Raw genomic sequence first — 24208 nt, 5'->3', positions numbered from 1 at the left:
TTACTGGCGACGGGCCCGGCGGTACTCGCCTGGCCCGACGCCATAGGCCTGCTTGAACTGCCGCGTCAGATGGCTCTGGTCGGCGAAACCCAGCTGCGCGGCGACGCCGGCGGCGCTGCAGCCGCCCTTGAGCAGGGCGCGCGCCTGCTCCAGACGGCGCTGCTTGAGCCAGGCGTGCGGCGGCAGGCCGGTGGCGCGGCGAAACACCCGGGCGAAATGAAAGGGCGACAGATCGACCGCGGCCGCCAGCGCCTCCAGTGACGGCGGCTCGCACAGCCGGCTGGCCAGCAGTTCCTTGGCCAGCGCCACCGCCCGCGGCTCCTGCCCGGCGGCGCGCGGCGTGGGCAGGCGCGCGTAGCGCCGCAGCAGCTCGAGCATTGCCTCGCGCCACAGGGCCTGACGCTGCAGGGCATCGGCCTGTGGCTCTTCCAGCAGGCGGTGCAAGGCGCTCAGCCGCGACGCCAGGATCGGATCGTGATGCACGCTGTCCTGGAACATCGGCGGCGCGGAAGGCGGCATCTCGAGTTCAGCCAGCAGCGCCTCGAAGGTACCGGGTTGCGGGTAGAACACCCGGTACTGCCAGCCCTGCTCGACTCCCTTGGAGCCGGTGTGCACCTCGTCCGGATTGAGTAGGGCGATGCTGCCGGCGCCCGCCAGGTGCTCGACGCCGCGGTAGCGATAGCGCTCGGCGCCGGCCTCGAGCACGGCGATCACGTGACCGTCGTGCACGTGCGGGGCGAAACGGTGTTCGATGAAACGCGCCGACAACAGCTCCAGCCCGTGCAGATCGTCGCTGGTGCTGAAACGCGCGCGCTCCCCTCCGGCCGACCGCTGCATGGCTCAGGCGCCGAAGCGCGCCTCCAGCTTCTCGCGCACCTGCGGCCACTCCTGATCGGTGATGCTGTACAGCACGGTGTCGTCGAGGCGACCGTCGGCCAGGCGCCGGTGGTTGCGCAGCAGGCCTTCGCGCCGGGCGCCGAGCTTCTCGATGGCGCGCTGCGAGCGCAGGTTGCTGGCGGCGGTCTTCAGTTGCACGCGAACCATGCGCCAGTTGTCGAAGGCGTGCTTGAGCATCAGGTACTTGATGCTGGCGTTCAGGCCGCTGCCGTGCTGGCTGCGGTCGAGCCAGGTCCAGCCGATCTCGCAGGCAGGCAGGTTGTTCATGAAGTCGCCGAAACGGGTGGTACCGACCAGCTGCTCGCCGAGGCGGATGACGAACGGCAGGGCGCGCTGCTCACGCAGATCGCTCAGGGCGCTGCGGTACCAGTCCAGGCGCTGGGTGCCGCTCATGTACAGCAGCTCCTCGCGGTTGGCCTCGGCCAGCGCCACCAGCGCCGGGATATCGGCGTCGGCCAGCGGCTCCAGACGCAGCGCGCCGCGCTGCAGAGTAACCAGTTGCGGCTTGAACATGGGTCCCTCCTCGGACAGCCTCGCCAGCCGGTCACGCTATCAGGCGCGCGCCTGCGGCACAATCGAGCCCTGTCGCAGCGCGCGGCTGGCGCCCTGCGACCTTGGTCGCAACTGACGCGCATCCGCTTTGGTGCAACACTGGAGCGTGTCGCCGCCGGCATTACCGGCGCTCCTGTTTTCCTCCTGCGTTCCGGAGTCCGCATGTCGCTGTCCCCCGGGTTGATCGCCGCGGTCGCCCTGCTCTACATGGCCATCCTCTTCGCCATCGCCTTCTATGGCGACCGGCGCAGCACCCCGATGCCACCCAAGGTGCGCGCCTGGGTCTACTCGCTGTCGCTGGCGGTGTACTGCACCAGCTGGACCTTCTTCGGTGCGGTCGGCCAGGCCGCCGAGCAGCTGTGGTCGTTCCTGCCGATCTACCTGGGGCCGATCATCCTGCTGCTGAGCATGCCCTGGGTGCTGCAGAAGATGGTGATGATCAGCAAGCAGGAGAACATCACCTCGATCGCCGACTTTATCGCCGCCCGTTACGGTAAGTCCCAATCCCTTGCCGTGGTGGTGGCGCTGATCTGCCTGGTCGGCGTGCTGCCCTATATCGCCCTGCAGCTCAAGGGCATCGTCCTCGGCGTCAACCTGCTGATCGGCGAGCACGCCCTGGACACCGGCACCAGCGCGCAGGACACCGCGCTGATCGTGTCGCTGGCCCTGGCGCTGTTCACCATCCTGTTCGGTACGCGCAACCTCGACGTCACCGAGCACCACCGCGGCATGGTGCTGGCGATCGCCTTCGAGTCGCTGGTCAAGCTGCTGGCCTTCCTCGCCGTCGGCGCCTTCGTCACCTTCGGCCTGTACAGCGGTTTCAACGACCTGTTCGCCAAGGCCAGGAGCACGCCGGAGCTGGACGCGTTCTGGGCCGAGGCGGTGAACTGGCCGGCGATGCTGGTGCAGACCGGCATGGCGATGATCGCCATCGTCTGCCTACCGCGGCAGTTCCACGTCACCGTGGTGGAAAACATCGAACCCAAGGACCTGCGCCTGGCGCGCTGGGTGTTCCCCGCCTACCTGGTGCTGGCCGCGCTGTTCGTGGTGCCCATCGCCCTGGCCGGGCAGATGCTGCTGCCGGCCGGCATCACCCCGGACTCCTTCGTCATCAGCCTGCCGCTGGCCGAGGCCCATCCGGGCCTGGCAGTGCTGGCCTTCATCGGCGGCGCCAGCGCCGCCACCGGCATGGTGATCGTCGCGTCCGTCGCCCTGTCGACCATGATCTCCAACGACATGCTGCTGCCCTGGCTGCTGCGCCGGCAGAACACCGAGCGGCCGTTCGAGGCCTTCCGTCACTGGATGCTCACCGCCCGCCGGGTGAGCATCGTATTGATCCTGCTGCTGGCCTACGTCTGCTACCGCCTGCTCGGCGAGGGCGCCAGCCTGGCCACCATCGGCCAAGTGTCGTTCGCCGCCATCGGCCAGCTGGCGCCGGCCATGTTCGGCGCCCTGGTATGGAAGCAGGCCAACCGTCGCGGCGTGTTCGCCGGGCTGATCGTCGGCGCGCTGCTGTGGTTCTACACCCTGGTTCTGCCGCTGGCGGCGCGCGGCATGGGCTGGTCGCTGGAGAGTTTCCCGGGCCTGACTACCCTGCTGCAGGCCCCCATCGGCCTGCAGGTCGACCCGCTGACCCGCGGCGTGGTGCTGTCGCTGGCCGGCAACATGCTGCTGTTCGCCTGGGTCTCCTGGTTCTCCCGCACGCGGGTGTCGGAACACTGGCAGGCCGGTCGCTTCATCGGCCACGACCTCGGCACCAAGCCCAGCGGCCGCAGCCTGCTGGCGGTGCAGGTGGAAGACCTGCTGCTGCTGGCCAGCCGCTTCGTCGGCGAGGAGCGTGCACGGCAGAGCTTTATCCGCTTCGCCCTGCGCCAGGGCAAGCCGTTCGATCCCAACCAGCCGGCCAACAGCGAATGGATCGCCCACACCGAACGCCTGCTGGCCGGCGTGCTCGGCGCCTCGTCGACCCGCGCGGTGGTCAAGGCGGCCATCGAAGGGCGCGAGATGCAGGTCGAGGACGTGGTGCGCATCGTCGACGAGGCGTCCGAGGTGCTGCAGTTCAACCGCGCCCTGCTGCAGGGGGCGATCGAGAACATCACCCAGGGCATCAGCGTGGTCGACCAGAACCTGCGCCTGGTGGCCTGGAACCACCGCTACCTGGAGCTGTTCGACTACCCCGAGGGGCTGATCTACGTCGGCCGGCCGATCGCCGAGATCATCCGCTTCAATGCCGAGCGCGGCATGCTCGGCGGCGGCGACCTCGAGGAGAACGTGGCCAAGCGCCTGTACTGGATGCGTCAGGGCACCGCGCACAGCTACGAGCGGGTGTTCCCCAACGGCCGGGTGATCGAGCTGATCGGCAACCCCATGCCCGGCGGCGGCTTCGTCATGAGCTTCACCGACATCACCGAGTTCCGCGAGGCCGAACGCGCCCTCAAGGAAGCCAACGAAAGCCTGGAGCGGCGCGTCGCCGAGCGTACCCAGGAGCTGTCGAAACTCAACCAGGCGCTGACCGAAGCCAAGGCCCATGCCGAGGCGGCCAACCAGTCGAAGACGCGCTTTCTCGCCGCGGTCAGCCACGACCTGATGCAGCCGCTCAACGCCGCGCGGCTGTTCTCCGCGGCGCTGGCCCATCAGGACGAGGCCCTGCCGCACGAGGCGCAGGAGCTGGTGCGCCATCTGGACAGCTCGCTGCGCTCGGCCGAGGATCTGATCACCGACCTGCTGGACATCTCGCGCCTGGAGAACGGCCGCATCGCCCCGGACCGCCATCCCTTCGCCCTGGCCAACCTGTTCGACACCCTCGGCGCCGAGTTCGGCGTGCTGGCCGCCGAACAGGGCATCGACCTGCGCGTGCGCGGCAGCCGCCAGTGGATCGACAGCGACATCAAGCTGCTGCGGCGCATCCTGCAGAATTTCCTGACCAACGCCTTCCGCTACGCCAAGGGCCGCGTGGTGCTAGGCGTACGCCGCGAAGGCAAGCATCTGCGCCTGGAGGTGTGGGACCGCGGCGCCGGCATCCCCGAGGACAAGCGCAAGGTGATATTCGAAGAATTCAAGCGCCTGGACAGCCACCAGACCCGCGCCGAGAAGGGCCTGGGCCTGGGCCTGGCGATCGCCGACGGCCTGTGCCGGGTGCTCGACCACCGCCTGGAGGTGCGTTCCTGGCCGGGCAAGGGCAGCGTGTTCAGCGTCAGTGTACCGCTGGCGCGCAAACCGACGGCCAAACCCAGGGCGGCGACCACCAGCGAGGTCAATGGCCAGCCGCTGCAGGGCACCCAGGTGCTGTGCATCGACAACGAGGACAGCATCCTCACCGGCATGCACAGCCTGCTGTCGCGCTGGGGCTGCCAGGTGTGGACGGCGCGCAACCGCCTGGAATGCGAGCACCTGCTCAGCGAGGACGTGCGCCCGCAGCTGGCGCTGATCGACTATCACCTCGACGAGGGCGAGACCGGCACCGAGCTGATGGCCTGGCTGCGCACGCGCCTGGGCGAACCGGTGCCCGGCGTGGTGATCAGCGCCGACGGCCGCCCGGAGCTGGTGGCCGAGGTGCATGCCGCCGGCCTCGACTACCTGCCCAAGCCGGTCAAGCCGGCCGCCCTGCGCGCCCTGCTCAGCCGTCACCTGACCCTGCGCGGCTGAGCGGCCGGCAAGTGCAGTCTAGGGACGCTGCAGAAAACCCTGCAGCAACCGATGCACCCGCTCGCTCAGCTCGCGGTTGGCCGCCTCCGGCAGACCGCGCGCCAGCTCCGCCTCGACCACCTGCTCCACCAGCGGGCGCAGCTGCAACAGCTGGGCGCTGAGGTCTTCCAGTTGATCGGCGTGCGGCAACGAGCTCTGCAGCAGCGGATTGACCAGGTGGCCGACGATCATCCGCACGATGCCGGCGGACACCTGCTCGACATGCCCGCGGATCGACTCCAGCTCGTCCAGCAATGCCGGCAGCGGGATGCCGGCGCGGTACAGCTCGATCCCGGCGGCCAGCAGCCTGGGACTGGGCACGCTCAGGTGGTCGCCGGCGAACTGCAGCAGGCCCAGGGCCTGGGCACGCCCGATCACGGCATCATCGAGATCCTCGCCGAAGATCGCCTGCAGCTCGACGAACGCCAGGCGCCCGGGCTGCTCCGGCTCGCCGGGACCGCGGATGGCCCGCTCCAGCCCCAGCACGTGGGCCAGGTCGCGCCCCTGGGTCCAGGCCTCGAACAACTCGCGAATGCTGGCAATGCTGTAACCGCGCTCGAGCAGCTGACCGATCAGCTGCAGCCGCGCCAGATGCTCGCCGCCGTAGATGGCGACCCGCCCGCGCCGTACCGGCGGCGGCAGCAGGCCGCGATCCTGATAGGCGCGCACGTTGCGTACGCTGGTCTGCGCGGCCCGCGCCAGCTCGTCGACCGTATATTCGCTGGCGACGGCCGCCACCGGTGCGGCGCTGCCGAGCAGTCGCTGGAGAAACAGGGAGACTTGGGGCATGCCGCGATCATAGCGGCGCGTTTCCTTCGGCAACAACCGTACCGACGCCCCCAACCAAGGGCTGGACTTGCCCTGCCCGGCGCTCGCGGCGAACCGGCAAAAGACGGGGAAAGCCCCGGCGCAGAGCGGCTCCGGCGCAACCGGTAACACCCTGGCAGGGCCGCCCGCCCGAGTGTGGATCGGCTAGGCAAGCGCGCGCCGGCCAGCCAACAATGCCCCTTACAGCATTCGATGTAATGGTCAGCCACTCACGGAGCCCGCCATGCCCACGCCCAGCATCCCCCCGGAATTCGCCCGATGAACGCGCCGCAGCAATGCAGCGAACGGGCGCCGCAACGCCTTCAGGTGCAGGGCGACGGCGTGCGCCTGCAGGCCTACGTCTGGGGCGAGGCCGACGGGCCGACCCTGCTGCTGGTGCACGGCTACCCCGACAGTCACGAGATCTGGCTGCCACTGGTGCGCGAGCTGGCCAAGGATTACCGCATCGTCGCCTACGACGTGCGCGGCTGCGGCGCCTCGCAGGTGCCGCGGCGGCTGCGCGACTATCGCCTGGAGCGGCTGGCGGGCGATCTAGAGGCGGTAATCCGGGCCACCAGCGCGGAGCGTCCGGTGCATCTGGTCGCCCACGACTGGGGCTCGATCCAGAGCTGGGAGGCGGTCACCGAGCCACGCATCCAGCCGCTGCTGGCGTCCTACACCAGCATCTCCGGGCCCTGCCTGGATCACGTCGGCCACTGGCTGCGCGAGCGCCTGCGGCGCGGGCGTCCCGCCGCATGGCTGCAGGTGCTCGGGCAACTGCTCAGCTCCTGGTACATCGCCTTCTTCCACACCCCGCTGCTGCCCGAGCTGGGCTGGCGTCTGGGTTTCGCCCGCGCCTGGCCCTGGCTGCTGCACCGCCTCGAGGGCGTGCGCGGCCTGCCGCCGAGCAGCACCCAGCGCGCCGACGGCGCGCATGGCGTGCGCCTGTACCGCGCCAACTTCGTCCGCCGCCTGCTGCGCCCCCGCGCACGCAACACGCGGGTGCCGGTGCAGCTGATCGTGCCGCTGCGCGACCGGTTCGTGAAACCCCAGCTGTTCGACCAGCTGCCGCACTGGGCGCCCAACCTGCGCCGACGCAACGTCGAGGCGGGTCACTGGCAGTTGCTGGCGCAACCGCAGGCGCTGGCCGACTGGCTGCGCGAGCATGTCGAGCGCTGGGAAGCCGCTCGCGCGGTCCCGGGATAGTCCGCCGCCGGGCCGCCATGGCTGGCCTGCAGGCGCACGGCCACGGGCACACGGGGATCGCGGTCAGCCTGGGCCGAAGACCAGATGCGCAGCCGCAGCGCCCGTCACTCGTCCAGCTCGTCGAGCGCCGGCAGATCGGCGGCGCGCTCGAGCAACTCGGCCGGCAGGCTCTTGCCGGCGCGGGCGCCGAGCAGCTTGAGGTTCTCCACCCGCCCGACCAGGTTGCCGCGGCCGTCCACCAGCTTGTTGCGCGCGGAGGCGTAGGCCTTGTCGAGCTGCTGCAAGCGGCTGCCCATCTCGTCCAGGTCGGCGATAAAGGCGACGAACTTGTCGTACAGCTGGCCGGCGCGCTCGGCGATCTCGCGGGCGTTCTGGCCCTGGCGCTCCTGGCGCCAGAGGCTGTCGATCACCCGCAGGGTCGCCAGCAGGGTGGTCGGGCTGACGATCACCACCTGCTGCTCGAAGGCCTCCTGGAACAGCCCCGGTTCGGCCTGCAGCGCCGCGGCGAAGGCCGCCTCGATGGGCACGAAGAGCAACACGAAATCCAGGCTGTGCAGCCCTTCCAGGCGCTGGTAATCCTTGCCGGAAAGCCCCTTGAGGTGGCCGCGCAGGGAGATCAGGTGCTGCTTGAGCGCCTGCTGGCGTAGCGCCTCGTCGTCGGCGGCGACGTACTGTTGATAGGCGTTGAGACTGACCTTGGCGTCGACTATCACCTGCTTGTCGCCAGGCAGGCGGATCAGCACGTCGGGCTGGAAGCGCTCGCCGCCGGCGCCCTTGAGACTGACCTGGGTCTGGTACTCGCGGCCCTTCTCCAGACCGGCGTGCTCCAGCACCCTTTCGAGCACCAGTTCGCCCCAGTTGCCCTGGGTCTTCTGCCCCTTGAGCGCGCGACTGAGGTTGGTCGCCTCGTCGCCCAGGCGCTGGTTGAGCAGCTGCAGGCGCTCGAGCTCCTTGCCCAGCGAGAAGCGCTCGCGCGCCTCCTGCTGGTAGCTCTCGTCGACGCGCTTCTCGAAGGCCTGGATGCGTTCCTTGAGCGGGTCGAGCAACTGGCCGAGACGTTGCTGGCTGGTCTCGGCGAAACGCTGCTCGCGCTCCTCGAAGATCTTCGCCGCCAGCTCGGCGAACTGCGCGCGCAGGTCGTCGCGCGCCCCCTGCAGGTCATCGAGGCGCTGCTGCTGGTTGTCCTTGTGCTCCTGCAGCTCGGCGGACAGCGCCGCGCACTCGGCGGTCAGTCGGCGCAGCTCGGCCTCGTTGCGCTCGCGCTGCTGATTCCAGGATTGCGCCGCCTCGCGGGCAATCTGCCGTTCCTGCTGGAGCAATTCGTTCTCGCGGCGCAGGCCGGCCAGCTCGCTCTGCTGCTCGACCTTGATCTCGCTGACCTCGGCCAGCTCCGCGCGGCAGTCGTCGAGCTGGGCGGTCAGGCCGGCCTGGGTCAGCTGGGCATGCTCCAGGCGCTCCTGCAACAAGGCCTGCTGCGCTTGCTCGCGGGCCAGGCGGCGCTGCAGCGTCCACAACCCGGCAAGCAGGGGAAGCAGCGCGGCGACGACGCCGAGCGCAAGGGATAGGGGATCGAATGGCATAGACGCTCCGTATAAGGCCGCCGGCAGTATAACCAGCGCTACCACCGGGGTCAGTGCGGCAGGCGCTCGAGCAGCCGACGGGCCTCGTGGGAACCCTGGGCGGCGGCCTGTTCCAGCCAGTGGCGAGCCTGCTGCGGCTCGTTGACGCCGGCCTGCGCGCACAGCCGGCCCAGTTCCAGCTGGGCGCGGCGATCGCCGGCGCGGGCGGCCTGGCGCAGCAGCTCGAAGCCGATGCGCCGGTCACGGGGATTGCCGCAGTCGCGGCACAGCAATTGCCCCAGGCGGCTCTGCGCCTGCACGCAGCCCTGGCGCGCCGGCTGCTTGAGCAGATTGCCGGCGATGCGCTTGATGCTGGCGGCGTGACCCAGGCGCGGGCTGTCGAGCAGCCAGAGGGCGACACGCATGGGTAGCGGCGATTGCAGGGAGTCTCTGGCGAGGGGCAAGGCGCGAGGCATAAGAATGCGGGGGTAGCGGTAAGGGCGCGCCACTCTACTCCTTTTTTCGCCCAGGTAAAGCCTTGCCAGAACGCTCGATGAGTGTTCTAGAGCGGGCGCCCGGGACAATCCACAAAAGCTGTGGATAACTCCGTGCACAACTTGCTCGAAAGCTCCTCGAGCCCCGGTGTCATGCGGGCCGCAGACAAACTGACGATTTTTTCACCAACGAAAAAATGCATATTTTTCATTGACTTAAAAATCAGGCACGAAAAATCAAGCGGTTAGCGGCGACTCTGACAGTGATATGACAGGCTGCGTCATCAATGTGCACAACTGCCTGCGACAGATCGGCGCAGCGCTCTGTTTAGGGGCATATCGTCCCCCTACGGCGGGTCGCCAGCGTCCCGCGGCGGGAGCAGCCGCCCTCACCGACCGCAATCCCCGAAGCGAGCCGCGATGTGCATGCCATGGCTTGGTGCACGGCCAGCCTTGCGGTACCGTCCGGGCAGACCCAGAGCGAGGAGAGATCATGGGCAGCCGGCGCTTCTGGCTGGGCACCTGCGCGGCGATCCTGATATCGCTGCTGCTACTTGGCAGCTATGCCGCCTACCGTGCCCAGCGCCTGCTGGAAGAACAGCGCATCAGCCTCGACTGGCAACAGCTGAGTCTGTCGCCCCGCGGCCTGCGTCTGGAGGGCTTCAGCCTGCGCCAGCAGGGCGAATCGGGCCACCTGCAGCTACTCGCCCGGCACCTGCAGCTGTACTGGCTGGCCAGCGAGGGCCCAGGCTATCGCCTGCTGATGGAGGAGCCGTTGCTGGACTGGCAGGCGGAGCCGAACGCCACGGATCAGCCGGGCGACCTGCGCGCGCTGCTCGAACGGCTCGGCACGGCGCTGCCCTGGCTGCCGCGGCGCATCGAACTGCGCCGGGCCGAGGCGCAGCTGCCCTGCGCCAGCGGTCGCTGCTCGCTGCGCGGCGAGGCGACGTTGCGACTGCAGGACGCCGACCTGCGCCTGGAGGCAGCGCTGCTGCACGGCTCGCACCGCGCCGAGCTGCTGGCCGCACTGCACGCCCCGGCATCCGATGGGCCGTTGCAGGCCAGTGCCGAGCTGCGGCTGGACGGCGAACCCCAGCTGCAGCTGGACAGCCAGGTGCGCACGCAAGCCGGTGCCACGCACTGGGGCGGCCGCCTGAGCATGCCGCAGCTGGGTGACGTGGCCTGGTTCGGCGACTGGCTGGGCCAATGGCTGCTGCTCGATCCCAGGCCGCTGCCGGCGACGCCCCAGCAGGCGCGCATCGACGCGCGCTGGCAGGTGCAGTTGGCGCCCGGCCCCTGGCGACTGCAGGACATGCTCGCCGCACCGGGCTGGCTGCGCCTCGACGCCCTGTTGCAACAGCCCTGGCCGCTGCCCGCACTGGGTCTGGTCCAGGGCGAGCTGGCGCTGGACCTGCACAACGGCGGCGACAGCTGGCAGGCACGCGAACTGCATGCCGAGCTGATGCTCGATCCCCAGGGAGCGCCCTGGCTGACGGCGCTGCCAGACGGATTGCGCCCGCAACAGCTGCGCCTGCAGATCGCCCCGCGCGCGACGCCCACGAGCACACCCGGCGCCCTGGCCCTGCACGCGCAACTGCAGGGCCAGGGACCGCTGCGCCTGCAGGGCGAGGCCAATATCGAGCTGCAGTTGCAGCAGGACTGGGCGCTGACCCTGGCGCACCTGCGCCTCGATGCCGACGCCGCCCGGGCCCGCCTGGCCGGCAACCGGCTCGACGACCTGCAGCTGCGACTGCAACTAAGCGGTAGCGCCGATGCCCAGCACCTGGACTTCGCCCTCGGCGACGGCTCGCGTCTCAGGGCCGAGCGTCTGCGCGGCGGCGATCTGCAGCTGCAGCGACTGGGGGGCGAGCTGGCCGGCCTACGCCTGCACGGCGCGCCGCAGACGCCGCAACTCGAAGGCCCGCTGGCCCTGAGCACGCAGCGCCTGCAACTGCCCCAGCTGCACGCGCAGGGCTGGCGATGGCAGGGCCGACTGCTGGCCTCGGCCGAGCAGCAGAGTCTCGCCGGTACCCTGCAGGCCGACTCGGGGCTGAACCTGGCGCTGCGCCTGACGCGCGACGCCCAGGGCGAGGCGCGCGCCGAGGCGCAACTGGACGAGCTGTTCCTGCGCGCCGGCAATCCGCTGCCGCAGACCCTGAGCGACTGGCCCGAGTTGCTGTCGCTGGACAACGGTCGTCTGCGGGGCGATGCGCAACTGCGCCTGCCGCCGGGCAAGCCGCTGCAGGCGCAGCTGGCGCTGAATGCCGGCGGCCTGGGCGGAATCTACGACCGCAGCAGCTTCACCGGTGTGGCGGGAGCGCTGCACCTGGCCATCGCCGGCAACCGCCTGGAGCTGGAAGTGCCGCAACTGAGCGTGGAGCAGATCGACCCGGGCATCGCCCTCGGCCCCCTGCAGCTGCAGGCCCGCTACCAGGCGGCACTGGCCCGCCCGCTGGGCGGCGTGCTCAGCCATCAGCGCGCCGAGCTTGGGATACTCGGCGGCAGCCTGAGCCTGGCGCCGAACGAATGGCGACTGGACAACCCCAGCCAGCTGCTGCCGCTGCGTCTGAGCGGCCTGGATCTGCAGCAGCTGTTTCGCGTTTATCCGGCCGAAGGCCTGCAGGGCAGCGGCCTGCTCGACGGGGTGATCCCGCTGCGCCTGGATGGGCAGGGCGTCAGCGTCGAAGGCGGCCGCATCGAGGCACGCGCGCCGGGCGGCCGGCTGCGCTTCCATTCACCACGCATCCAGGCCATGGGCCAGGCCAACCCCGCGATGAAACTGGTCAGCGACGCCCTCGAAGACTTCCACTACGATCGGCTCGGCAGTAGCCTCGACTATGATCGCTCCGGCACGCTCAGGCTGGGCATGCGCCTGCAGGGGCGCAACCCGGCCATCGAGCAGGGCCGGCCGATCCATTTCAACATCAACCTGGAAGAGGACATCCCCACCCTGCTGGCCAGCCTGCAACTGACCGCCAAGGTGAGCGAGATCATCCAGCAACGGATTCAGCAACGGATGCGCCAGCGCGTCCCTCAAGAGTCAAAGGAGTAGCGCCCATGCGTCTGTGTCGCTTCCTCGCGATCCTGAGCCTGGGGCTCGCGTGCCTGGCCTGTACCCCGACGGTGCAACTGGCCATGCCCAACGAGCCGATCAACATCAATCTCAACGTCAAGGTCGAACACGAGATCTATATCAAGGTGGACAAGGCCTTGGACGACGTATTCAGCAAAGACAGCGGCCTGTTCTGAGGAGAAACGCGATGATCCGCCATATTTCCACCCTGCTGCTGGCGCTATGCCTGAGCCTGCCGGCCTATGCGCTGAACCTCAACCAGGCGATGAGCGCACTCGGCGCCGCCAAGGCCAGCGGCCAGTTGGGCGAGCAGCCCAACGGCTACCTCGGCGTGGTCAAGCCGGGCGGCCAGGCCGAGGAGATCGCCCGCCTGATCAACCAGGCGCGCCGCGCCGAATACCAGAAGGTGGCCAAAGACAACGGTATCGGCCTGGCCGATGTCGAGGCCATCGCCGGCAAGAAGGCCATCGACCGCACGCCCCAGGGCCAGTTCATCCAGCTGAACGGGCAGTGGCTGAAGAAGTAGCGTAGGGTGTCGCGGGGCCGCCCAGGCCGTGCGCACCAGCCCTTCGAGGCCAGAGGAGGTGCGTACGGCCCCCTGGTTCATTACCCGCAAAAACGAAAGAACCCGCCGAGGCGGGTTCTTTGCTTGGATCACGCGAGACTCAGGCGCCGGCCTTGCTCACCGCGTCCTTGATCAGGGTCTGCAGCTCGCCCTTCTCGTACATCTCGGTGAGGATGTCGCTGCCGCCGACCAGTTCACCGGCCACCCACAGCTGCGGGAAGGTCGGCCAGTTGGCGTACTTCGGCAGGTTGGCGCGGATTTCCGGATTCTGCAGGATGTCGACGTAGGCGAACTTCTCGCCGCAGCCCATCACCACCTGCGCGGCACGGGCGGAGAAGCCACACTGCGGCGCGTTGGGCGAGCCTTTCATGTACAGCAGAACGGTGTTGTTGGCGATCTGCTCTTTGATGGTTTCGATGATATCCATTGGGCACCTCAGCATAGACTTCGCGACCCGACGGTCGCCACGGTGGCGCGATTGTAGCGAAAAGCCGAGCACAATGCTCGGCCTTGCCGTCGCCACCTTGCCTTGATACGACCCGTATCGCAGCTACGCGGCCACCACCTCCACCGGCACGCCGTTGAGCACCGCATTGCCGGACAGCGCATCAAGCTGGCGCTCGTCGGTCAGGTCGTTGGCGCTGGCGCCCGGCTGCTCGCGGGCGATGCCCATCTGCACGCCGGGGCGGGCATGGCCCCAGCCGTGCGGCAGGCTGACCACGCCGGCCATCATCTCGTCGCTGGCCGCCACCTCCACTTCGATGCTGCCGACCCGTGAACGTACCCGCACGCGCTGGCCGTCGATCAGACCGCGGCGGGCCAGGTCGGTCGGGTTCATCAACAATTGGTGGCGCGGCTTGCCCTTCACCAGGCGGTGGTAGTTGTGCATCCAGGAATTGTTGCTGCGCACGTGGCGGCGACCGATCAGCAGCAGCTGGTCCGCCGCCGGCGGCATCTGCGCGGCGAAGCGCGCCAGATCGCCCAAGAGCAGCTCGGGGGCGGCCTGCACGGTCTTGCTCGGGGTCTTCAGGCGTGCAGCCAGATTCGCCTGTAGCGGCCCCAGATCGACCCCGTGCGGGTGATCGCGAAGCGCCGCCAGGCTGAGTTTGCGCTCGCTCTGATCGCCGTAGGGACCGAAGCGCAGGCCCATGTCGATCATCTGCTCCGGCGCCAGGGTCGGCTTGAGCTCCAGGCCGTTGCGCGCAGCGAAGGCCTTGGCCAGGCCGACGAAGATTTCCCAGTCGTGCAGCGCGCCATCCGGCTTGGCCAGGATCGCCTCGTTGAAACGGGTGACGTTGCGCACGGCGAACACGTTGAAAGTGGTGTCGTAGTGATCGTGCTCCAGCGGCGCGGTGGGCGGCAGGATCAGGTCGGCATGACGGGTGGTCTCGTTGATGTAGAAGTCCACCGAGAGCATGAACTCCAGACCATCGAGCGCCTGCTCCAGCTGGCGACCGTTGGGCGTGGACAGCACCGGATTGCCGGCCACCGTGACCAAGGCGCGAATCTGTCCCTCGCCAGCCGTCAGCATCTCCTCGGCCAGGGCCGCCACCGGCAGCTCGCCACCGTATTCCGGCAGGCCGGACACGCGGCTCTGCCAGCGGTTGAAATGCCCGCCCGAGGTGCTCGCCACCAGGTCCACCGCCGGCGTGGTGCAGAGCGCGCCGCCGCTGCGATCGAGGTTGCCGGTAACCAGGTTGATCAGTTGCACCAGCCACTGGCAGAGGGTACCGAAGGCCTGGGTGGAAACGCCCATGCGGCCGTAGCACACCGCTTTGTCGGCCGCGGCGAAATCCCGCGCCAGCTGGCGAATGGCCTGCGCCGGCACGCCGCAGCGCTCGCTCATGGCCTCGGCGGTAAATTCGGCAATGGCCGTGCGCACCTGCTCCAGCCCTGCCACCGGCAGGTGACTGGCGCGGCTCAGGCCCTCCTCGAACAGGGTATTGAGCAGGCCCAGCAGCAGCGCCGCATCGCCGCCGGGACGGACGAACAGGTGCTGGTCGGCGATGGCGGAGGTCTCGCTACGGCGCGGGTCGACCACCACCAGCTTGCCGCCGCGGGCCTGGATGGCCTTGAGGCGCTTTTCCACGTCCGGCACGGTCATGATGCTGCCGTTGGAGGCCAGTGGGTTGCCGCCGAGGATCAGCATGAAGTCGGTGCGGTCGATGTCGGGAATCGGGATCAGCAGGCCGTGGCCGTACATCAGGTGGCTGGTCAGATGGTGCGGCAACTGGTCGACCGAGGTGGCCGAATAGCGGTTGCGCGTCTTCAGCAGGCCGAGGAAGTAGTTGCTGTGGGTCATCAACCCGTAGTTGTGCACGCTGGGGTTGCCCTGGTACACGGCCACGGCGTTGTGCCCATGCTCGGTGCGGATCGCGCTGAGGCGTTCGGCGACCAGTGCGAAGGCGTCGTCCCAGGCGATGGCCTGCCACTGCTCGCCGATGCGGCGCATGGGCTGACGGATGCGGTCGGGGTCGTTCTGGATGTCCTGCAGCGCCACCGCCTTGGGGCAGATATGGCCGCGGCTGAAGCTGTCCTGGGCGTCGCCCTTGATCGAACGGATCTGCGTGCTGCCGTCAGGTTGGATCTCGGTCTCGATGGCGAGGCCGCAGATGGCTTCGCACAGGTGGCACGCACGGTAATGGAGGGACTTGGTCATGGCCTGGCCTCTTGTTCTGCTCCGAGACGACCGGTCGGGTCGCGGGAAAGGAACTATGGGCCGGCTGGAAAGACGACGCCAGCAGCGTTCGTCTCATGAATCGGCAGGCATCATGCCTGCCGATTCAGGGTCGCGACTATCCGGCTTAGCGGATGGAGGTCACGGTGCCCTTGTTGCCGGTCACTTTGACGTTCACGGTCTTGTACACGAAGTAATCCTGAACGTTCACTTCGTAACGCGGGGCGACGATCACGTCGGCACCCGAGGCCTTGACTGCCTTGTAGGCAGCTGCGGACTTGGCGGAAGCCACCGGGTCGAGACCCAGGGCGAAACCACCCTCGCCACCACCATAGGTCACGCCGTCGGCAAACTGGCTGTCGCCACCCAGCTTGAACACATTGAACAGGATGTTCACCGAAGACTGACCGGAGATGGGCTCGCCTACCTTCACGTCGGCCTGCAGGTTAGTCTTGACGGTACCGTTCAGCGGAACGGCCGGCTGGCTAACGTTCTGGCTGGCACAGCCAGTCAGCAGGGCGAGAGCGGAGAAAGCGGCGGCGTAGGCTACGTGTTTCATGCAAAACTCCTTTGCACAATTTTCCATGGATACCCCATTGCGGGGGCAGTGCATTGCCTCGGAAAGGCGGCGGCATCCTAGGAGCGGGCAGTGGCAAGGTGCAAGCACGGATGTCAGTTTTGTGACATCTCGCACGCAGCTTTGGGAAAAGGCTTACAAAACAGCCTTTTGGCATGGCCAGGCGGGCAGTTTGCGCCTTCTCGCCATTTCCTTATAAGATCGCGCCTTCCCCCTGTTTCGTCGCACCCTGCGGCCTCCTGCCGCAAGCTCCGCTGTTTTCGCCGGTTTTTGTATCCGGTCCTGGGCTTGCGACCCGTAGTGAAAAAGGTAGTTAACGATGAGCGCCAGACACTTTCTCTCGATGATGGATTACACACCGGACGAACTGGTGGGATTGATCCGCCGCGGCATCGAGCTGAAGGAGCTGCGCAATCGCGGCGTACTGTTCGAGCCGCTGAAGAACCGCGTGCTGGGCATGATCTTCGAGAAGGCCTCGACCCGCACCCGCCTGTCGTTCGAGGCCGGCATGATCCAGCTCGGCGGCCAGGCCATCTTCCTCTCCCCGCGCGACACCCAGCTGGGCCGCGGCGAGCCGATCGGCGACGCCGCCATCGTCATGTCGAGCATGCTCGACGCGGTGATGATCCGCACCTTCGCCCACAGCAACCTCACCGAATTCGCCGCCAAGTCCAGGGTGCCGGTGATCAACGGCCTGTCCGACGACCTGCACCCCTGCCAACTGCTGGCCGACATGCAGACCTTCCTCGAGCACCGCGGCAGCATCGCCGGCAAGACCGTGGCCTGGATCGGCGACGGCAACAACATGTGCAACTCCTATATAGAGGCAGCGATCCAGTTCGACTTCCAGCTCCGGGTCGCCTGTCCCGAGGGTTACGAGCCGGACGCGCGCTTCCTCGCGCTGGCCGGCGAGCGCGTGCAGGTGCTGCGCGACCCGCGCGAGGCGGTGGCCGGTGCCCACCTGGTGAGCACCGACGTGTGGGCCTCGATGGGCCAGGAAGACGAAGCCCAGCTGCGCCTGCAGCGCTTCAAGCCCTACCAGGTCACCCGCGATCTGCTCGATGCCGCCGCCGACGACGTGCTGTTCATGCACTGCCTGCCGGCGCACCGCGGCGAGGAGATCAGCGAGGACCTGCTCGACGACCCGCGTTCGGTCGCCTGGCATCAGGCCGAGAACCGCCTGCATGCGCAGAAGGCGCTGCTGGAACTGCTGGTCGAGCCGGCGTACCACCACGCATGAGTCAGCCGCTGCTGCAACTGCGCGGGCTGAGCTGCGGCTACCAGGCGCACCGGGTGGTGCAGGACCTGCACCTGCACCTGAGGGTCGGCGACATCGGCTGCCTGCTCGGTCCCTCGGGCTGCGGCAAGACCACCACCCTGCGCGCCATCGCCGGCTTCGAACCGGTGCTCGAAGGCGAGATCGTGCTGGCCGGCGAAGTCATCTCCCGCGCCGGCTTCACCCTGGCGCCGGAGAAGCGCCGCATCGGCATGGTGTTCCAGGATTACGCCCTGTTTCCCCACCTGAGCGTGGCCGACAACGTCGCCTTCGGCATTCGCCAGCAAGCCGATGCCGAACGCGTCACTGCCGAGCTGTTGGAGCTGGTCAAGCTCGGCCACCTGGCCAGGCGCTACCCCCACGAGCTGTCCGGCGGCCAGCAACAGCGCATCGCCCTGGCCCGCGCCCTGGCGCCGGAACCGCAGCTGCTGCTGCTCGACGAACCCTTCTCCAACCTCGACGGCGAACTGCGCCGGCGCCTCAGCCATGAGGTGCGCGAGATTCTCAAGGCACGCGGCACCAGCGCGATCCTGGTCACCCACGACCAGGAAGAAGCCTTCGCCGTCAGCGATCATGTCGGCGTGTTCAACCAGGGCCACCTCGAGCAGTGGGACACGCCCTTCAACCTCTATCACGAGCCGACGACGCCCTTCGTCGCCAGCTTCATCGGCCAGGGCTACTTCATTCGCGGCCAGCTGCTCGGCCCGGATACGGTGCAGACCGAGCTCGGTGCGATTCGCGGCAACCGCGCCTATACCTGGCCCAGCGGCAGCGCGGTGGACGTGCTGCTGCGCCCGGACGACATAGTCCCGGACCCGGGCAGTTCGCTGACGGCGCGTATCGTCGGCAAGACCTTCCTCGGCGCCGCCACCCTCTACCGCCTGCAACTGGCCACCGGCAGCCAGCTGGAGTCGATCTTCCCCAGCCACGCCGACCATCTGCCGGGCGACGAGGTGGGTATCCGCATCGCCGCCGACCATCTGGTGGCCTTCCCGGCCCTCGGCAGCGTGGCGGCTCATGTGCCGCTCGGCGAGTCGGACGGCGTGCGCCGGGTCAGCAGCGACTGATCCGCCGCCACCGGGGGCGCCAGCGATGAGGCGCTTGCAGCTTTCCGGCAGTAGGAGCCCGCGTGCGGGCGATAGGGCAATCGCCGGGACTGCACAGGTTCAGATAAACAGCCGGCCGCTGGCGATATGCCGGGCGTGGCCGGCGATCTTCACCCGCTGCCCTTCCAGCAGACACAACAGCTCGCCGCCGCGCGTCGAGCACTGCCAGGCGCTCAGCGCACGCTGGCCCAGGCGCTCGGCCCAGTAGGGCGTGAGGATGCAGTGGGCGGAACCGGTCACCGGATCCTCGTCGATGCCGATCGTCGGCGCGAAATAGCGCGAGACGAAGTCGTGGCGCTCGCCCGGCGCCGTGATCAGCACGCCGAGCCCCGGCAGCTCGGCCAGCGCCGGCAGGTTCGGAGCGAAGGCACGCACCTCGGCCTCGGCATCCAGCACCGCCATCAGCTCCTGCACGCTGCCGTCGCCGTTGCGCAGCGCCAGCACCTGGCGCGGCGCACGGCCCAGGGCCTGCGCCACGACCGTTTGCAGCGCCTGCTCCACCGGCTCGGCGCGACGCACCGGGAAATCCAGCTCCAGCCGCGGTCCCTGGCGGCTGACGCGCAGCGCCCCGGACAGGCAGACGAACTCCAGCGCTTCGCCCGGCTCCTCATAAAGATCGAACAGCACACAGGCCGCCGCCAGCGTGGCATGGCCGCACAGCGGCACCTCGCTGGTCGGGGTGAACCAGCGGATGTGCCAGCGCTCGCCCTCCTTCACCAGGAAGGCCGTCTCGGCCAGGTTGTGCTCGGCGGCGATGCGCTGCATCAGGGCCTCGTCGAGCCAGCGCTCGAGGCGGTAGACCATGGCCGGGTTGCCGGCGAAGGGTTGGTCGGTGAAGGCGTCGACCTGGTGAAACTCGAGCTGCATGGGGGACTCCCGATCCGTTATCAGACCGAGCATGCCGCAACCGCGCATCGCCTGCCCACTACAGCCGCGCGGCAATGCAGGAGTACAGCTGTGCACCCCGGCAAGGCACGACGAGCGGCCAGGGTGCATCGCGCTATCGCCAAATCGTCTTACAAAGCATCAAAACTTATGAAAATCAAATAGTTGCAATTTCTGGCACAGGGCCTGCTTAGCCCCACCCCGGTCAGCACAACGGCGTGTCTGCCACACATCCGACAACGACGTCACCGCACCCTGCTCCTGCGAGCCATGGGCGCCGTGACGTTTTTTTTTGCGTTCAAGGATCTGTTGCCGTTGTGATGCCGCTCGTGCGAGGCGGCAGCAGTCCCTATGGCCCTTAGGAAATGACCGCTATGCGCATGATGAAACCGACCCTGCTGGCGCTTGCCGCTGCCAGCACCACCTTCAGCCACGCCGCCCTCGCCGAGGAGGCCTTCGGCAACCTGTTCAGCCAGGCCAAGCCGATCCTCGATGCGCGCTACCGCTACGAGCACGTCGACCAGGACAATCCTCTGAACAACGCCAACGCCCAGACCCTGCGCACCCGCGCCGGGGTGCAGAGCGGCAAGTGGTACGGCCTGTCGGCACTGATCGAGGCGGACAATGTCAGCCGCATCGGCGACGCCCGCTACAACAGCACGCGCAACGGCCAGAGCGACTACTCGGTGGTGGCCGATCCGGACGGCAGCGAAATCAACCAGGCGCTGCTGCGCTACGACCAACAGTACGGCAGCGTCGTGCTTGGCCGCCAGCGCATCAACCTGGATAACCAGCGCTTCGTCGGCGGCGTCGCCTGGCGGCAGAACGAGCAGACCTACGACGGCGCCCTGCTGCAGCTCAAGCCCGTCGAAGGCCTGACCCTGAGCTACGCCTATGTCGACAACGTCAACAGCATCTTCGGCCCCGGCGACAACCGTTTCGACACTGCCGCCAACCCCGCCAATATCGAAGGCCACAGCCACCTGTTCAACGCGCAGTACGTGGCGATGCCGGAGCTGACCGCTACCGCCTACCAGTACCGCCTGGGCCTGGACAACCTCGCCGCCGGCAGCCAGTCGAGTGAAACCCGCGGCCTGCGCCTGCACGGCGCCGTGGCCGGCGTCGGCTACGCCCTGGAATATGCCCGGCAGAGCGACTACGCCGACAATCCGCTGGATCTGGACAGCGAGTACTACCTGATGGAGCTGGGCTATAGCCTCAAGGGCGTGGCGCTCAAGGCCGGTCACGAGGTCCTGGGTGGCGACAGCGGTCCGGGCAACCGCGCCTTTCAGACCCCGCTGGCGACCAAGCACGCCTTCCAGGGCTGGGCCGACATCTTCCTGCTGACTCCGGCGGACGGCATCGAGGACAGCTACTTCAGCGCCGGCCTGCCGCTGCTCGGCGGCAACCTGCTGGCCATGTACCACGACTATCGCGCCGAGCGCGGCAGCAGCCATTACGGCCGCGAGTACAACCTCTCCTACGCGCGGCCGATTCCCGGGCTCAAGGGCCTGACCGGCCTGGTCAAGGCGGCGCGCTACGACGCCGACGACTTCGCCGTGGACACCGACAAGCTCTGGCTGCAAGTGCAGTACAGCTACTGACCCCAGCAGAGGGCGCGCGGCCCCGCCGCGCGCCTGTGGAGAAGCCCATGAACATCCGTCTTTTCGCCACCTTGCTGGTACTGCTGGCCGCCTGCCAGCCGGCCTGGGCCGCTATCAGCGCCGCCGAGGCCATGAACCTGTCCGGCATGCAGCGCATGCTCAGCCAGCGTATTGCCAAGAGCTACCTGATGCTTGGCGCCGAGATCCGTCCGCAACAAGCCGCTCGGCAGCTCGACCAGAGCATCGCCAAGTTCGAAAGCAACTACCTGGCCCTGAACGAGTACGCCCCCACAGCGGAAGTGCGCAGTGCACTGGAGCAGGCCGGACAGACCTGGCAGCAGTACCGCGAACGGGTGCTCAGCCGCCCGGACAAACCGGGCGCCCTAGAGGTACTGGCCCTGAGCGATCAGCTGCTGAATCAGAGTGAAAAAGTGGTGCAGTTGCTGGAACAGCACAGTGGCGGGCACAGCGCGGTACTGGTCAACCGCAGCGGCCGCCAGCGCATGCTCAGCCAGCGTATCGCCAAACTCTACCTGGCCATCAGCTGGCGCCTGCCGGTAGAGGGCCTGCAAGCCCAGTTCGACCAGGCCGTGACTGAATTCGAGCTGGCCCTGGCCGAGCTGCAACAGGCCCGGCAGAACACCCCGGCCATCCGCCAGGGCCTGCAACAGGCCGAGGCCCAGTGGCGCTTCAGCCGCGCCGGCTTCGACCTCGCCGGCGATTCGCGCTACGTACCCACGGTGATCGCCACCACCACCGAGACCCTGCTATGGCAGATGCACGAGCTGACCAACCAGTATGAAGGGGTAATGCTGGCGGGCAACTGAAATGGCCATGTCCTTTCGGCTGTTGCCGGGCGCTCCAAGGAAGGCGCAGGGCGGGGGCCTTGTCGGGTGGGCCGGGCGGCGATCCGCTTTAGCCCAGGCCAACAACCGCTGGTGGGCTAAAGCCCACCCTACGGGCCTTCGCCCCCACTCCCAGGACTTAACGCAGGCACCGCCATTGAAATCCCCTCAGCGTATGCACTGTCCACCATTCCTGTAGGAGCCAGCTTGCTGGCGATGCCTCAACCGCCAAAGATCGCCAGCAGGCGGGCTGCTACTACAGCACGCTCACCTCAGCCCTCGCTGCGCACCCGCTTCACCGCGTCCAGCCAGCCGGCATAGAGGCGCTCGCGGTGCGCCGCGTCCATGCGCGGCTCGAAGCGCTGCTGGCGATGCCAATGGCTGGCGATCGTCTCGAGGTCGGCATACAGCCCCAGCTGCAGGCCGGCCAGGTAGGCGACGCCGAGCGCGGTGGTCTCGGTGACCTCGGGGCGCTCGACGCCGACGCCGAGGATGTCGGCGAGAAACTGCATCAGCCAGTTGTTCTCCACCATGCCGCCGTCCACCCGCAGCGCGCTGGGCGCCGCCGCGCCGTCCTGGCGCATGGCCTCGAGCAGATCACGGGTCTGGTAGCACACCGATTGCAGGCCGGCGGTGACGATCTCCTTGATCCCCGTGTCGCGGGTCAGGCCGAAGATCGCGCCGCGCGCCTTGGGGTCCCAATAAGGCGCGCCGAGGCCGGTGAAGGCCGGCACCAGAAAGACGCCGCAGGCATCGCCGGTCTGCTCGGCCAGGGCTTCGGAGTCGCGTGCATGGCCGATCAGCTTGATGCCATCGCGCAGCCATTGCACCGCCGCGCCGGCGACGAAGATGCTGCCCTCCACCGCGTAGGTGACCTTGCCGTCCAGACGGTAGCCGACGGTGGTCAGCAGACGGTTCTTCGAGCTGACCGGCTGGCTGCCGGTGTTCTGGATCATGAAGCAGCCGGTGCCGTAGGTACTCTTGACCATGCCTGGTTCGAAGCAGGCCTGGCCGATCAGCGCCGCCTGCTGGTCGCCGGCCATGCCCAGCACCGGAATGCTGGCGCCGAGCAGTGCGGCGTCGGTATGGCCGAACTCGGCGGCGCAGTCGAGCACCTCCGGCAGCAGGCTGGCGGGGATGTCGAACAGTTCGAGCAGCTCCGCGTCCCACTGCTGGCTGTGGATATTGAACATCAGGGTGCGCGAGGCGTTGCTGGCGTCGGTACGGTGTACCTTGCCGCCGGTCAGGCGCCACAGCAGGAAGCTGTCGACGGTACCGAAACGCAGCTCGCCGCGCTCGGCCCGCTGGCGCGCCCCGGGCATGTTGTCGAGCACCCAGCGCAGCTTGGTGGCGGAGAAATAGGGGTCGATCAGCAGGCCGCTTTTGGCCGTCACCATGGTCTCGTGGCCGGCGGCCTTGAGCCCGGCGCAGTAGTCGGCGGTGCGCCGGTCCTGCCAGACGATCGCCGGGTGGATCGGCTCGCCGCTGACGGCGTCCCATACCAGGGTGGTTTCGCGCTGGTTGGTGATGCCGATGGCGGCGATGGCATCGACGCCTAGCCCGCTCTTGGCGATGGCTTCGCGGCACACCTCGAGGGTGGAGCTCCAGATTTCCTCGGCGTCGTGCTCGACCCAGCCGTCATGCGGGAAATACTGGCGGAACTCCTGCTGGGCACGCGCCACCGGCAGGCCCTCGGCGCTGAAGATGATGGCGCGGGAACTGGTGGTGCCCTGGTCGATGGCTAGCAGGTACTGGGACATGCGCGTTTCCTTGTTGTTATGTCGGTATCCGCCGCCGCAGCACACTGCAGTCGACGAAGGTTCTGCCCGGATGCACTGGGCAACGCCCTGGATCGATCAAGCCTGATCCGCCCTACGCACCGGGTGGGCGGCGCACGCTTCTAACTCCTCACTCGCGGCCGATATCGGCGAAGGCGGCCTGGGTATGCTGCGCCAGCACCTCGGCCGCCAGCTCCACTTCCAGGCCGCGCCGGCCGGCGCTGACGAAGATGCTGGCGTGGGCCAGGGCCGAGCTGTCGATGAAGGTACGCAGGCGCTTCTTCTGCCCCAGCGGACTGATACCGCCAACCAGGTAGCCGGTCGCGCGCTGGGCCGCGCCAGGGTCGGCCATGTCGGCCCTCTTCACCGCGGCGGCCTGCGCCAGTGCCTTGAGATCGAGGCTGCCGGCCACCGGCACCACCGCCACCAGCAACTCGCCCTTGTCGCTGGCGGCGAGCAGCGTCTTGAATACCCGCTCCGGCGCCAGGCCGAGCTTTTCCGCGGCCTCCAGGCCATAGGACGGCGCCTTGGGATCGTGTGCATAGCTGTGCACCCGGTGTTCGGCCTTGGCCTTCTTCAACAGATCGATCGCTGGAGTCATGTTCGAATGTGAAAACAATCCG

The 24208-nt window shown here is 68.1% G+C and carries 20 protein-coding genes; 9 read left to right on the top strand and 11 right to left on the bottom strand.

The features are described 5' to 3' along the window. Positions 1–837, bottom strand: a complete 837-nt coding sequence (locus ACUTAF_RS02960) for an AraC family transcriptional regulator (RefSeq protein WP_445578567.1) — start codon at positions 835–837, stop codon at positions 1–3. A 3-nt stretch (positions 838–840) separates the two neighbouring features. Then, positions 841–1410, bottom strand: coding sequence for a GNAT family N-acetyltransferase (locus ACUTAF_RS02955; protein ID WP_445578566.1), 570 nt, complete (start codon positions 1408–1410; stop codon positions 841–843). Between the two features lie 201 nt (positions 1411–1611). Here ACUTAF_RS02955 and ACUTAF_RS02950 point away from each other — a divergent pair, with 201 nt between their 5' ends. After that, positions 1612–5094: a hybrid sensor histidine kinase/response regulator gene (locus ACUTAF_RS02950; protein WP_445578565.1), complete on the top strand. Its 3483-nt coding sequence runs from the start codon at positions 1612–1614 to the stop codon at positions 5092–5094. An 18-nt stretch (positions 5095–5112) separates the two neighbouring features. Here ACUTAF_RS02950 and ACUTAF_RS02945 read toward each other — a convergent pair whose 3' ends face one another. Further along, complete coding sequence (locus tag ACUTAF_RS02945; RefSeq protein ID WP_445578564.1) at positions 5113–5922, bottom strand: MerR family transcriptional regulator; 810 nt, start codon at positions 5920–5922, stop codon at positions 5113–5115. Positions 5923–6219: 297 nt separating this feature from the next. Here ACUTAF_RS02945 and ACUTAF_RS02940 point away from each other — a divergent pair, with 297 nt between their 5' ends. Beyond that, entirely contained in the window at positions 6220–7146 is a 927-nt protein-coding gene (locus tag ACUTAF_RS02940) for an alpha/beta fold hydrolase (protein ID WP_445578563.1), read from the top strand. Between the two features lie 104 nt (positions 7147–7250). Here the strand turns inward: ACUTAF_RS02940 and ACUTAF_RS02935 are convergent, their stop codons facing one another. After that, the gene (locus tag ACUTAF_RS02935; RefSeq protein ID WP_445582390.1) at positions 7251–8612 is read right to left on the bottom strand and encodes a DNA recombination protein RmuC; all 1362 of its coding nucleotides are present in this window, start codon (positions 8610–8612) and stop codon (positions 7251–7253) included. A gap of 164 nt (positions 8613–8776) precedes the next feature. Then, entirely contained in the window at positions 8777–9130 is a 354-nt protein-coding gene (locus ACUTAF_RS02930) for a tetratricopeptide repeat protein (protein WP_445578562.1), read from the bottom strand. 562 nt (positions 9131–9692) lie between these two features. On the opposite strand from ACUTAF_RS02930, the gene ACUTAF_RS02925 reads away from it, so the two are divergent. Genes ACUTAF_RS02925 through ACUTAF_RS02915 form a run of 3 tightly spaced genes read left to right on the top strand, consistent with a single transcriptional unit; the run spans position 9693 to position 12798 of the window. Beyond that, a complete protein-coding gene (locus ACUTAF_RS02925) occupies positions 9693–12251 on the top strand; it encodes an intermembrane phospholipid transport YdbH family protein (RefSeq protein WP_445578561.1) in 2559 nt (852 codons plus the stop codon). Between the two features lie 5 nt (positions 12252–12256). Beyond that, the gene (locus ACUTAF_RS02920) at positions 12257–12448 is read left to right on the top strand and encodes a YnbE family lipoprotein (RefSeq protein WP_445578560.1); all 192 of its coding nucleotides are present in this window, start codon (positions 12257–12259) and stop codon (positions 12446–12448) included. 11 nt (positions 12449–12459) lie between these two features. Further along, positions 12460–12798 carry a YdbL family probable chaperone protein gene (locus tag ACUTAF_RS02915; RefSeq protein WP_445578559.1) on the top strand — a complete coding sequence of 113 codons (339 nt, stop codon included), beginning with the start codon at positions 12460–12462 and terminating at the stop codon, positions 12796–12798. A gap of 139 nt (positions 12799–12937) precedes the next feature. On the opposite strand, the gene grxD is transcribed toward ACUTAF_RS02915, so the two are convergent. From grxD to ACUTAF_RS02900, 3 genes are all read right to left on the bottom strand, one after another. Next, positions 12938–13264 carry a Grx4 family monothiol glutaredoxin gene (gene grxD / locus ACUTAF_RS02910; protein WP_003246056.1) on the bottom strand — a complete coding sequence of 109 codons (327 nt, stop codon included), beginning with the start codon at positions 13262–13264 and terminating at the stop codon, positions 12938–12940. Between the two features lie 123 nt (positions 13265–13387). Beyond that, positions 13388–15496 (bottom strand): molybdopterin oxidoreductase family protein, encoded by a 2109-nt coding sequence (locus tag ACUTAF_RS02905; RefSeq protein WP_445578558.1) that lies wholly within the window; start codon positions 15494–15496, stop codon positions 13388–13390. A gap of 145 nt (positions 15497–15641) precedes the next feature. Further along, complete coding sequence (locus ACUTAF_RS02900) at positions 15642–16073, bottom strand: hypothetical protein (protein WP_445578557.1); 432 nt, start codon at positions 16071–16073, stop codon at positions 15642–15644. A gap of 337 nt (positions 16074–16410) precedes the next feature. On the opposite strand from ACUTAF_RS02900, the gene argF reads away from it, so the two are divergent. Both argF and ACUTAF_RS02890 read left to right on the top strand, forming a co-directional pair. Next, on the top strand, positions 16411–17331 hold the full coding sequence (argF, locus tag ACUTAF_RS02895) for an ornithine carbamoyltransferase (protein WP_445578556.1): 921 nt from the start codon (positions 16411–16413) through the stop codon (positions 17329–17331). Beyond that, a complete protein-coding gene (locus tag ACUTAF_RS02890; protein ID WP_445578555.1) occupies positions 17328–18434 on the top strand; it encodes an ABC transporter ATP-binding protein in 1107 nt (368 codons plus the stop codon). The genes argF and ACUTAF_RS02890 overlap by 4 nt, the downstream gene beginning before the upstream one ends. Before the next feature lie 99 nt (positions 18435–18533). Here ACUTAF_RS02890 and ACUTAF_RS02885 read toward each other — a convergent pair whose 3' ends face one another. Then, positions 18534–19340: a PhzF family phenazine biosynthesis protein gene (locus ACUTAF_RS02885; protein WP_445578554.1), complete on the bottom strand. Its 807-nt coding sequence runs from the start codon at positions 19338–19340 to the stop codon at positions 18534–18536. A 392-nt stretch (positions 19341–19732) separates the two neighbouring features. Here ACUTAF_RS02885 and ACUTAF_RS02880 point away from each other — a divergent pair, with 392 nt between their 5' ends. Both ACUTAF_RS02880 and ACUTAF_RS02875 read left to right on the top strand, forming a co-directional pair. Continuing rightward, positions 19733–20962, top strand: a complete 1230-nt coding sequence (locus ACUTAF_RS02880; RefSeq protein ID WP_445578553.1) for an alginate export family protein — start codon at positions 19733–19735, stop codon at positions 20960–20962. 47 nt (positions 20963–21009) lie between these two features. Then, a complete protein-coding gene (locus tag ACUTAF_RS02875; protein ID WP_445578552.1) occupies positions 21010–21789 on the top strand; it encodes a type IV pili methyl-accepting chemotaxis transducer N-terminal domain-containing protein in 780 nt (259 codons plus the stop codon). 290 nt (positions 21790–22079) lie between these two features. Here the strand turns inward: ACUTAF_RS02875 and glpK are convergent, their stop codons facing one another. Then, positions 22080–23567, bottom strand: coding sequence for a glycerol kinase GlpK (glpK, locus tag ACUTAF_RS02870; RefSeq protein WP_445578551.1), 1488 nt, complete (start codon positions 23565–23567; stop codon positions 22080–22082). A 148-nt stretch (positions 23568–23715) separates the two neighbouring features. Then, complete coding sequence (gene ybaK / locus ACUTAF_RS02865) at positions 23716–24186, bottom strand: Cys-tRNA(Pro) deacylase (RefSeq protein ID WP_445578550.1); 471 nt, start codon at positions 24184–24186, stop codon at positions 23716–23718. Between the last annotated feature and the right edge of the window lie 22 nt (positions 24187–24208).

The sequence above is a fragment of the Pseudomonas sp. SP16.1 genome (assembly GCF_052682975.1).
The sequence above is the reverse complement of the archived record's forward strand: the minus strand, read 5'-3'. Positions and strand labels throughout refer to the sequence as shown.

Bases quoted from the DNA above. Each gene is read 5' to 3' on its own strand.
- ACUTAF_RS02960 (WP_445578567.1), bottom strand. From the start codon at position 837: ATGCAGCGGTCGGCCGGAGGGGAGCGCGCGCGTTTCAGCACCAGCGAC.
- ACUTAF_RS02955 (WP_445578566.1), bottom strand. From the start codon at position 1,410: ATGTTCAAGCCGCAACTGGTTACTCTGCAGCGCGGCGCGCTGCGTCTG.
- ACUTAF_RS02950 (WP_445578565.1), top strand. From the start codon at position 1,612: ATGTCGCTGTCCCCCGGGTTGATCGCCGCGGTCGCCCTGCTCTACATG.
- ACUTAF_RS02945 (WP_445578564.1), bottom strand. From the start codon at position 5,922: ATGCCCCAAGTCTCCCTGTTTCTCCAGCGACTGCTCGGCAGCGCCGCA.
- ACUTAF_RS02940 (WP_445578563.1), top strand. From the start codon at position 6,220: ATGAACGCGCCGCAGCAATGCAGCGAACGGGCGCCGCAACGCCTTCAG.
- ACUTAF_RS02930 (WP_445578562.1), bottom strand. From the start codon at position 9,130: ATGCGTGTCGCCCTCTGGCTGCTCGACAGCCCGCGCCTGGGTCACGCC.
- ACUTAF_RS02925 (WP_445578561.1), top strand. From the start codon at position 9,693: ATGGGCAGCCGGCGCTTCTGGCTGGGCACCTGCGCGGCGATCCTGATA.
- ACUTAF_RS02920 (WP_445578560.1), top strand. From the start codon at position 12,257: ATGCGTCTGTGTCGCTTCCTCGCGATCCTGAGCCTGGGGCTCGCGTGC.
- ACUTAF_RS02915 (WP_445578559.1), top strand. From the start codon at position 12,460: ATGATCCGCCATATTTCCACCCTGCTGCTGGCGCTATGCCTGAGCCTG.
- grxD (WP_003246056.1), bottom strand. From the start codon at position 13,264: ATGGATATCATCGAAACCATCAAAGAGCAGATCGCCAACAACACCGTT.
- ACUTAF_RS02905 (WP_445578558.1), bottom strand. From the start codon at position 15,496: ATGACCAAGTCCCTCCATTACCGTGCGTGCCACCTGTGCGAAGCCATC.
- ACUTAF_RS02900 (WP_445578557.1), bottom strand. From the start codon at position 16,073: ATGAAACACGTAGCCTACGCCGCCGCTTTCTCCGCTCTCGCCCTGCTG.
- argF (WP_445578556.1), top strand. From the start codon at position 16,411: ATGAGCGCCAGACACTTTCTCTCGATGATGGATTACACACCGGACGAA.
- ACUTAF_RS02890 (WP_445578555.1), top strand. From the start codon at position 17,328: ATGAGTCAGCCGCTGCTGCAACTGCGCGGGCTGAGCTGCGGCTACCAG.
- ACUTAF_RS02885 (WP_445578554.1), bottom strand. From the start codon at position 19,340: ATGCAGCTCGAGTTTCACCAGGTCGACGCCTTCACCGACCAACCCTTC.
- ACUTAF_RS02880 (WP_445578553.1), top strand. From the start codon at position 19,733: ATGCGCATGATGAAACCGACCCTGCTGGCGCTTGCCGCTGCCAGCACC.
- ACUTAF_RS02875 (WP_445578552.1), top strand. From the start codon at position 21,010: ATGAACATCCGTCTTTTCGCCACCTTGCTGGTACTGCTGGCCGCCTGC.
- glpK (WP_445578551.1), bottom strand. From the start codon at position 23,567: ATGTCCCAGTACCTGCTAGCCATCGACCAGGGCACCACCAGTTCCCGC.
- ybaK (WP_445578550.1), bottom strand. From the start codon at position 24,186: ATGACTCCAGCGATCGATCTGTTGAAGAAGGCCAAGGCCGAACACCGG.